This window comes from Xanthomonas sp. SHU 308 (assembly GCF_000364645.1).
Classification (GTDB): Bacteria; Pseudomonadota; Gammaproteobacteria; order Xanthomonadales; family Xanthomonadaceae; genus Xanthomonas_A; species Xanthomonas_A sontii.
The window spans coordinates 1-6,963 of the sequence record NZ_AQOK01000542.1 but is presented as its reverse complement, the minus strand read 5'-3'; the positions used below and the strand labels follow the sequence as shown (position 1 = coordinate 6,963).

Sequence of the window (6,963 nt, the reverse complement as noted above, 5' to 3'; positions counted from 1 at the left end):
CCGCCGCCGCCCAAGGCGCCGCCGCTGGCCAGTGCCGGCACCGTGCAGCAGGCGCAGGCCGTGCTGGCGCCGGCCTCCGGCAGCCTGGTCAGCGGCAAGCTGTCGCTGGTCGCCGCCCCCGGTGGCGTGCGCATCACCGGCACCCTCGGCGGCCTGCAGCCCAACCACAGTTTTGCCTTCCACGTGCACGAGCGCGGCGATTGCAGCGCGGCCGACGCCAGCAGCGCCGGCGGCCACTTCAATCCGCTCGGCGCGCCGCACGGCCGCGCCGGCAGCGGCCCGCACCACGCCGGCGACATGGACAACCTCAACGCCAATGCCGACGGCACCGCGCAGATCGACGTGCTGCTGCACGGCGTGGTGCTCGGCGGCGGCGCGGCCAACGACATCGTCGGCCGCGCGCTGGTCGCGCATGCCGATCCGGACGACTACCGCAGCCAGCCGGCCGGCAACGCCGGCGCGCGCGTGGCCTGCGGCGTGATCCGCCCGCTGCGCTGACCTCGCATCGCTACTTCCGCCCGGGTCCGCCTGGGAGGTCCGTCCGCATTCCGCGGCTCTGCAACGAAGGAGAACCCCCGTGCGTCGTACCCTTCCCAGTCTGCTGTTCCTGGCCACCACCCTGGCGCTGAGCGCCTGCAAGCGCGAAGAACCCGCCTCCACCCCGGCGGCGACCCCCGAACCCGCCGCCGCCCCGGCCGCGAGCGCACCGCCGGCAGCGACCAATGCCACCGGCAGCGCCAGCGCCGCGCTCAGCCCGACCCAGGGCAATGAAGTGGCCGGCGAGGTCAAGTTCACCACCGTCGACGGCGCCGTGCATGTCACCGGCACCATCACCGGGCTCAAGCCCAACAGCGAGCACGGCTTCCACATCCACGAGTTCGGCGACTGCAGCGCGCCGGACGGCAGCAGCGCCGGCGGCCACTTCAACCCGGCCAAGACCGAGCACGGCCAGGTCGGCAGCGATCCGCACCACGGCGGCGACATGCCCAACCTCAAGGCCGACGCCGACGGCAAGGCGACCATCGATGCGGCGGTGTCCAACAATGTCAACATCGGCAAGGGCGACGGCTTCGACATCCTCAACCACGCGGTGATCGTCCACGCCGACCCGGACGACTACAAGAGCCAGCCCACCGGCAACGCCGGCGGCCGCCTGGCCTGTGGCGTGATCAAGGGCGACGCGGCGGCCGCGCCGGCGCAGTAAGTGCACGCTGGATGACGTTCGTGATGGCGGCATCCGTGTTGCGGGCGCCGCTGTCTTTCGCTTCCTGGATCCGCTGATATCCGGAAAGTGGCTCCAGTCGCGCCGGATCGAGGCTGCATGAAGCAGAGCGGCATCGTCTGTCGCGCTCAGCGAGGATCTGATTCCGCCAGTCGCCGGCGGACCTCCATCAGGGCGAAGCCCAGCAGGTTCTCGCCCTGCCACGTCGTGGGATCGGCGGCGCGCGGGTCGTCCGCCGCCAGGCCGATGCCCCAGATCCGGTCGACCGGACTGGCTTCGACCAGCACCCTGCCGCCGGTCCCGAGCAGGAAGGTCTTCAGCGCCGCATGCTGGCCGAACTTGCCCAGGTTGCCCGCGATGACCAACTGCATGCGGGCATCGCGCCAGGTGTATTCATCGAAACCCTGGATCTCCCGCCCGATCGCCTTGGCTTCTCCGGGATGCGCGGCGGCCAGAATGCGAGCACAGGCGGCATGATCGCCGAACAGCCGCGCCTTGCCGGCCATCATGTAATGCTCGGCGGTGGGGTAGGTCACCGAATCGAGCACGAACGGCGCCTCGAACCATTGGCTGAAGCAACTGCGGTCGATGGCGCCGGGCTGTTTCGGCGTATGCCCCCAGAAGTGGACGAACTTGAGGTGTTCGCCCGCCTGTTGGCGCGCGCACAGCGCGTCCACGGTCAACACGGTGTGCATGGATGTCCCTGCTGGAAATCAAGTTCGTCTGCACTGCTGCAACCCCGCGGTGCCAGGCCAGCGCCGTGGATGCTGCGACATGCCGTTGCGGCCACCTGTCGCTGCGTCAGCCCGGTATCGCGTTCTCTCTCCAACTGCGCCTGCCGGAGTCCACCGCTGGCCCGCTTGCTCCTTTCGGGCGGTGACACGCCAGTGGAGGTGCTGACGCGGCTCAGGCCGCCAGCAACGCCTGCTTGGCGTCCTGCCCGCTCTCGCAATGCACATACAGCACCGGCAGGCCGTGGGCCTCGAGTACCGCGGCCAGCTGCCGCTGGCGCGCCAGGTACTGCTCGTAGACCCGCTGCAGGCGCTCGCAGTCCTGGCGGTCGTAGGCGTAGTGCGCGCACCAACTGGCCGGGTCGAACAGCGCCATGCGCACCTCGCCTTCGCGGTAGCGCAGCAGCGGCTCCGGCGGGGCCTGCAGCCATTCTTCCTGGTCCGGCGCCAGCAGCGCGGTCTCGATCAGCGGCCACAGCGGTGCCAGACCCTGGTTGTCGTACTGCATGGACATCATCGCCGCCAGGTCGTGGCCGGTCAGGTAGCGGGCGTGCTCGATCTCCGCGCCAAAGCCCTGCTGCGCGAGCAGCGCGGTATCGGCCTGCGCCATACCCTGCGCCAGCAACACATCCTCCAGCGCTTCGGCCACCGCCTGCACGGTGTCGGCCGGGCCGCTGAGCAGGAACGGCACCACCCGCAATGCGCCGCCGCGCAGGCCGGCATCGGCCTGGAACGGCAGCGGCACGCTGCCGTCGGCATCGGTGCCGAAGGCCAGCAGTCGCGGGCCGTCGTGACGGCTGGGCGCGCGGGCGGCGAGTTCCTCCAGGCGCCGGTGCAGCGGCCAGCCCGGACGCAACGCTTCGGCCGGGTCGAAATGCGCGCCGGCCAGGCTCAGTTCCAGTTCGCGCACCGCCGGCACCAGTTGCGCCAGGTCGCGGCCGACCTTCTCGGCCAGGTCGGCGGCCTGCGCATGCGGCAGCGCCGGGTGCGCCGGTTCGCGCCCGGAGGACAATTCCAGGGCGATGACCCCGTGGGCGTGGCGAGTGGCGGAGGCTTGGGTCATGGGATTGGCGGTTGGCCCGTCGCGGGCGCATAGCTACACTCGCTTCATTATGCCTGCGCTACCGTGCAGGCCATGTCCCCGACTCCCCTCGCGCGAGGTAATCCCATGCCAGCAGCCCGTCCCGTCGCCATTCTCGGCGGCGTCCGCATTCCGTTTTGCCGGCAGAACACGGCGTATGCGGATGTCGGGAACCTCGGCATGTCGGTGCGCACGCTGGGCGCGCTGGTCGAGCGTTACGGGCTGCACGGGCAGCAGCTGGGCGAAGTGGCGATGGGCGCGGTGATCAAACATTCCAGCGACTGGAACCTGGGCCGCGAGGCGGCGCTGTCCTCCGGGCTGTCGCCGCTGACTCCGGGCATCACCCTGCAACGCGCCTGCGGCACCAGCCTGGACAGCATCATCACCGTCGCCAACAAGATCGCGCTGGGGCAGATCGAGTCGGGCATCGGCGGCGGTTCGGACACCACCTCCGAGGTGCCGATCGTCTACGGCAAGAAGCTGCGCGCGCGGCTGCTGGCGGCCAACCGTGCCAAGAGCACCGGCGACAAGCTGCGCGCGCTGACCCGCGGCTTCAAGTTCGCCGAGCTCAAGCCCGAGTTCCCGGGCGTGGCCGAGCCGCGCACCGGCAAGAGCATGGGCGACCACTGCGAGGACATGGCCAAGCAGTGGAACATCTCGCGCGATTCGCAGGACGCCTGGGCGGTGTCCTCGCACCACAAGCTGGCCGCCGCCTACGAGCGCGGCTTCTTCGCCGACCTGATCGCGCCGTTCCGCGGCGTGGAGCGCGACAACATCCTGCGCGCGGATACCTCGCTGGAGAAGCTGGCCACGCTGAAGCCGGCCTTCGACAAGGTCAGCGGCCGCGGCACTCTGACTGCGGCCAACTCGACCCCGCTGACCGACGGCGCCGCCGCGGTGCTGCTGGCCTCGGAAGAATGGGCGCAGGCGCATGGCCACGTGCCGATGGCCTACCTGCGCGATGCGCAGGTGTCGGCGGTGGATTTCGTGCACGGCGAAGGCCTGTTGATGGCGCCGACCGTGGCCGTGCCGGAGATGCTCAAGCGCCATGGCCTGCGCTTGCAGGACTTCGACATCTACGAGATCCACGAGGCCTTCGCCGCGCAGGTGCTGTGCACCCTGCGTGCCTGGGAGAGCGAGGACTACTGCCGCACCCGGCTCGGCCTGGACGCGCCGCTGGGGCAGATCGATCCGGCCAAGATCAACCCGGTGGGCTCGTCGCTGGCCACCGGCCATCCGTTCGCCGCGACCGGCGCGCGCATCGTCGCCACCGTCGCCAAGCAACTGGTCGAACGCGGCGGCGGCCGCGCGCTGATCTCCATCTGCACCGCCGGCGGCATGGGCGTGGTGGCGATCGTCGAACGCTGACCCCGGTGCGGGCGCGTGCCTGCACGCGTGCCCATATCCTCCCAGGACACGCCTGCGCGCCATCCACCGGTCCTTGCGCGCCGGCGCCGCCGGCGCTTACCGCGCTGCATCGGCCGCGCTACCATGCCCGCCGATTCGCCTGCGTCACGCGGGCGACACGGCGCGCAGGGGGCGCAGGCCATGACCGAGCAGGGCAGTTTCAATCCGTACCAGGCGCCCAGCGTCGCCAGTCCGTCCAGCCTGCCGCCGCCGTTGCCGGGCGAGACGTTGTGGCGCGATGGCACGGATTTGCTGTGCCTGCGCGATGCGCCGTTCCCGCCGCACTGCGTGAAGTGCGGGGCGGCGCTGGGCAACGACGAACTCAAGAAGCGCACCTTCTACTGGCACGCGCCGGGCTGGTACGCGCTGATCCTGGTGAGCATCCTGGTCTATGCGATCGCGGCGCTGGTCGCGCGCAAGCGCAGCAGCCATGTGCTCGGGATGTGCGCGGCGCATCGGCGTCGGCGCAACCGGTACATCCTGTTGATCGCCGGTGCCTTCCTGGTTGGCACGCTGCTGGGATTCGCCGTCGGCGGCGAGAGCGGGTTCTGGCTGGGAGGCGCCGTGTTCCTGGTCATGCTGATCTGGGGCATGTTCGGCGCGCGCATCCTGGTGCCGCGGCGCATGGACGAGCGCTACGCGCGCTACAAGGGCCTGGCGCCCGAGTTCCTGGCGCGCCTGCCGGCGCTGCCGCCGGCCTTGCGGCGCTGAGCGGACGGACGCGGCCGGCCTACCTTCGGATGCGATGACCGGCGCGCCGCCGGCCTGGGCACACGACGTGGCCCAGGCCTTCTGCCGTGCTCCTCTTCGCTGATCGGCGCAGGAGCGATGCGCGTGCGCTGCCGCGTCCGGAAGCAGCCATGACGCGCTTTCGCCGCGGATCAGCGTGCCCGGCCTGGTCTTGCAGGCTCGGCCATCTCTGACAACACGGGGACGGACTCAACCCTCCAGCCGCGGGAATCCATGGTCGTCGCGGCGTTCCGTGCTGTCCGGCGCCGGCGCGATCGGGGTCACCGGCGCGACCGGTTCGGGCAGCGGCTGGGCGAGCTCGCCGCGCTGCACGCGCAGCGCATTGGCGTAGCAGCGCTGCGCCGCGAGCATGTCGCCGGCGTCGGCATAGCCGTCGCCGAACACTTCCCAGGCCTCGGCACCGGCACCCAGCGCCAGCGCGCGGTGCAGGAATTCCTCGGCCTGCGGCCACTGCTGCTGGCGGCTGGCCAGACGCGCGAGGGTCAGCAGCAGCGCCGGGCTGTCCGGATGCGCCTGCAGCCAGCGCTGCGCGCTGGCGCGGCGCGAATCGTACTTCTCCACCGGCAGGCGTCCGTACAGCGCGGCCAGGCCTTCGTCCCAGCGCGTGTCCAGCGCCTGCTCCAGGCTGCGCAGCGCCGCATCGTCCCAGCGCAGCGCCGCTGCGCGCACCGCGTAGGCGGCGACCACCGCCGGCTCGCTGCGCAGCGATTTGGGCAGGCTCTCCCAGCGCTCGGCCAGGGCATTGGCATCGGCGGCCTGGTCCAGCGAGGCCGCGGCCAGGCGCGTTTCCAGCGTGGCGATCGCCTCCAGCGGCAGCGCCTGCTGCTGGCGGATCGCGCCGAGCTGGCCGTAGGCCTCGCCGGCACGACCGATGCGGGTCAGTGCCTCGGTGCGCAGCAACAGCCCGCGCGGCGGCAGCGGCTGCGCCGCGGCCACGTCCAGCGCATTGATCGCATCGACCGGGCGCTGCTGCTCCAGATGCAGTTCGGCCAGCAGCAGTGCATGCGCGGCGGGATCGCGTTCGGCCAGGCGCCGCAGGTGGCGCTCGGTCGCCTCGCGGTCGCCGCGCGCATCGGCCGCGCGTACCGCGGCGATCAGGGCGATGGCGCTGACCTCGGGGTCTTCGGCGGCGGCGTTGAGCTGCTTCTCGGCCCGCGTCCACTGGCCGGCGTGGGCGGCGGCCAGGCCGTCGAGCAGGCGCGCGCGCGACTGCTTGCGGCGGCGCCGGCCCCAGGCGCGGAACGGGAAACTGAGCACGTTCCACACCAGCCACAGCGCCAGGAACGCGATCACCAGCAGCAGCGAGGCCTGCGGCAGCGAGGCGATGTAGTCGGTGCCGCCGACGCGCACGATCACCTCGCCGAGCTGGCGCACCTGGTCCTGCCCCAGCCATTGCGCACCGATCACGCCCAGCGCGATGACGATCAACAGCACGATCAGGGAACGGAGGGATTTCATGACGGGCTCCTTGCGTCGCGCATCGCGCGCAACTGTTGCAGGGTGGTTCCGAGTTCGGGAATGGTCGGGCGCAGATCGGCATTGGCCAGGGTGCGCAGCGCGGCGCGGCGTTCGCGCAGTTGCGGCGACTCCGGCCACAGCCGCGACAGCCAGCGCCCGGCGCCGGCCAGGGCGCTGCGATAGCCACGCGTGTCGCCGCGTTCCAGCGCCGCGCGCGCCAGGGTCAGGTCGAGCTGCAGCGCGTCGTGGGCGGCCACGCGCTCCGAGCCGGCGGCCAGGACGCCGCCCTGCGAGGGGCGGATCTTCACCAGCGG

7 protein-coding genes and 1 pseudogene are annotated in these 6,963 nt (G+C 71.5%); 4 read left to right on the top strand and 4 right to left on the bottom strand.

Annotated elements, in window-relative coordinates; all coding sequences use genetic code 11:
- Both D588_RS0116105 and D588_RS0116100 read left to right on the top strand, forming a co-directional pair.
- A partial coding sequence (locus tag D588_RS0116105) for a superoxide dismutase family protein (protein WP_017916709.1) occupies window positions 1–498 on the top strand: 498 nt, incomplete at its 5' end.
- 79 nt (window positions 499–577) lie between these two features.
- Window positions 578–1,204: a superoxide dismutase family protein gene (locus D588_RS0116100; protein ID WP_017916708.1), complete on the top strand. Its 627-nt coding sequence runs from the start codon at window positions 578–580 to the stop codon at window positions 1,202–1,204.
- Between the two features lie 146 nt (window positions 1,205–1,350).
- On the opposite strand, the gene D588_RS0116095 is transcribed toward D588_RS0116100, so the two are convergent.
- Window positions 1,351–1,917, bottom strand: coding sequence for an NADAR family protein (locus D588_RS0116095; protein ID WP_017916707.1), 567 nt, complete (start codon window positions 1,915–1,917; stop codon window positions 1,351–1,353).
- Window positions 1,918–2,128: 211 nt separating this feature from the next.
- Window positions 2,129–3,016 carry a hypothetical protein gene (locus D588_RS0116090; protein ID WP_017916706.1) on the bottom strand — a complete coding sequence of 296 codons (888 nt, stop codon included), beginning with the start codon at window positions 3,014–3,016 and terminating at the stop codon, window positions 2,129–2,131.
- Between the two features lie 105 nt (window positions 3,017–3,121).
- Here D588_RS0116090 and D588_RS0116085 point away from each other — a divergent pair, with 105 nt between their 5' ends.
- Complete coding sequence (locus tag D588_RS0116085; protein WP_026143786.1) at window positions 3,122–4,402, top strand: acetyl-CoA C-acetyltransferase; 1,281 nt, start codon at window positions 3,122–3,124, stop codon at window positions 4,400–4,402.
- A gap of 180 nt (window positions 4,403–4,582) precedes the next feature.
- Window positions 4,583–5,152 (top strand): hypothetical protein, encoded by a 570-nt coding sequence (locus D588_RS0116080; RefSeq protein ID WP_017916705.1) that lies wholly within the window; start codon window positions 4,583–4,585, stop codon window positions 5,150–5,152.
- A gap of 228 nt (window positions 5,153–5,380) precedes the next feature.
- Here the strand turns inward: D588_RS0116080 and D588_RS0116075 are convergent, their stop codons facing one another.
- Both D588_RS0116075 and D588_RS0116070 read right to left on the bottom strand, forming a co-directional pair.
- A complete protein-coding gene (locus D588_RS0116075; RefSeq protein ID WP_017916704.1) occupies window positions 5,381–6,649 on the bottom strand; it encodes a heme biosynthesis HemY N-terminal domain-containing protein in 1,269 nt (422 codons plus the stop codon).
- A pseudogene (locus D588_RS0116070) lies at window positions 6,646–6,963 on the bottom strand (hypothetical protein); the annotation flags it as partial. The gene D588_RS0116075 and the pseudogene D588_RS0116070, both read right to left, overlap by 4 nt.

Bases quoted from the DNA above. Each gene is read 5' to 3' on its own strand.
- D588_RS0116095 (WP_017916707.1), bottom strand. From the start codon at position 1,917: ATGCACACCGTGTTGACCGTGGACGCGCTGTGCGCGCGCCAACAGGCG.
- D588_RS0116090 (WP_017916706.1), bottom strand. From the start codon at position 3,016: ATGACCCAAGCCTCCGCCACTCGCCACGCCCACGGGGTCATCGCCCTG.
- D588_RS0116080 (WP_017916705.1), top strand. From the start codon at position 4,583: ATGACCGAGCAGGGCAGTTTCAATCCGTACCAGGCGCCCAGCGTCGCC.
- D588_RS0116085 (WP_026143786.1), top strand. From the start codon at position 3,122: ATGCCAGCAGCCCGTCCCGTCGCCATTCTCGGCGGCGTCCGCATTCCG.
- D588_RS0116075 (WP_017916704.1), bottom strand. From the start codon at position 6,649: ATGAAATCCCTCCGTTCCCTGATCGTGCTGTTGATCGTCATCGCGCTG.